Origin of the sequence: Cellulomonas algicola (assembly GCF_003851725.1) — a bacterium.
Taxonomy (GTDB): domain Bacteria; phylum Actinomycetota; class Actinomycetes; order Actinomycetales; family Cellulomonadaceae; genus Cellulomonas; species Cellulomonas algicola.
In genome coordinates this window covers 1-1,383 of sequence record NZ_BHYL01000479.1, presented here as the reverse complement: position 1 = coordinate 1,383, position 1,383 = coordinate 1, and the positions used below count along the sequence as shown (strand labels likewise).

General features: G+C 74.6%; 2 protein-coding genes. One reads left to right on the top strand and one right to left on the bottom strand.

Features of this window, described 5'->3' with window-relative positions; translation table 11 throughout:
- Positions 1 to 1,256: CE1 family esterase (locus CTKZ_RS20980; RefSeq protein ID WP_200829871.1), on the top strand; the 1,256-nt coding region annotated here is incomplete at its 5' end.
- A 22-nt stretch (positions 1,257 to 1,278) separates the two neighbouring features.
- Here CTKZ_RS20980 and CTKZ_RS20975 read toward each other — a convergent pair.
- A complete protein-coding gene (locus CTKZ_RS20975) occupies positions 1,279 to 1,374 on the bottom strand; it encodes a nitroreductase/quinone reductase family protein (protein WP_235843597.1) in 96 nt (31 codons plus the stop codon).
- Between the last annotated feature and the right edge of the window lie 9 nt (positions 1,375 to 1,383).

Here is a 1,383-nt window from a genome sequence, read left to right as displayed (position 1 = left end):
CCGTCCTCGCGCTCGTCGGGCTCACCGCGCCCGCGGTCGCGGCCCTGCCGGACACCGTCCGCGCCGCGGGTGCCGTCCGCGCGGCGACGACCGCCGGCTGCGGACGCCCCGCCGGGCTCGCGACCGGCACCCACACGATCACGAGCGGCGGGCAGCAGCGCACGTTCCGCCTCGACGTGCCGTCCGGGTACGACCCGAACCGCGCGTACCGGCTGGTCGTGGGGCTGCACTGGTGGCACGGCACCGCGTCCGACGTGGTGAACCAGGGCTTCTACGGCCTGAAGCCGCTCGCCGGCACCAGCACCGTCTTCGTCGCGCCGCAGGGCATCGACAACGCGTGGCCCAACAGCGGCGGCCGCGACGTGCAGTTCGTCGACGACGTGCTGAGGACGCTCGAGGCCGCGCTGTGCATCGACACGACGCAGCGGTTCGCGACCGGGTTCTCCTACGGCGGCGGCATGAGCAACGCGCTCGCGTGCGCGCGCGCGAACGTCTTCCGGGCTGTCGCGGTGCTCAACGGCGCCCAGCTGTCCGGGTGCGACGGCGGCACGCAGCCGATCGCGTACCTCGGCTCGCACGGCGTCGTCGACGACGTCCTCAACATCTCGCAGGGCCGCGCGCTGCGGGACCGCGCGCTGCGGAACAACGGCTGCCAGGCGCAGCAGGCGCAGGAGCCCGCCGCGGGCAGCGGCACCCACACGCGGACCGCGTACACGTGCCGCGACGGCTACCCCGTCGTGTGGCTCGCGTCCGACAGCGGGCACCAGTGGGACGCGCGCGACCGCGGCCAGCAGCAGTCGTGGGTGCCCGGCGAGATCTGGCGGTTCTTCACGTCGCTCCCGTCCACGACGACGAACCCCACGCCGACGCCCACCCCCACCGTGACGCCGACCCCGACGCCCACGCCGACCCCCACCACGACGCCGACGCCGACTCCGACCGTCACCACGCCGCCGCCCGCGGGCGCGTGCACGGCGACGTTCAAGGTCATGAACTCGTGGCCCGGCGGATTCCAGGCGGAGGTGACGGTCCGGGCGGGGTCGCCCACCTCGTCGTGGAGCGTCGCGTGGCGCACGTCGGGCGAGCGGGTCGACCAGGTCTGGAACGGCTCGCTGACGACGCAGGGTGACCAGCTCACCGTGCGCAACGTGTCGTGGAACGGCTCGCTGCCCGCCGGTGGCACCGCCACCTTCGGGCTGCTGGGCAGCGGAAGCGGCACGCCCCCGACACCGGCGCTGACCTGCACGAGCGCCTGAGCCCGCCCGGGGTGGGCGTCGGCTAGCGGGGCTCGAGCACCACGACGGGGATCTCGCGGTCCGTCTTCTGCTCGTACTCGGCGAACCGCGGGTACGCCTGCTTCTGGCGCTCCCAGATCGCGCGACG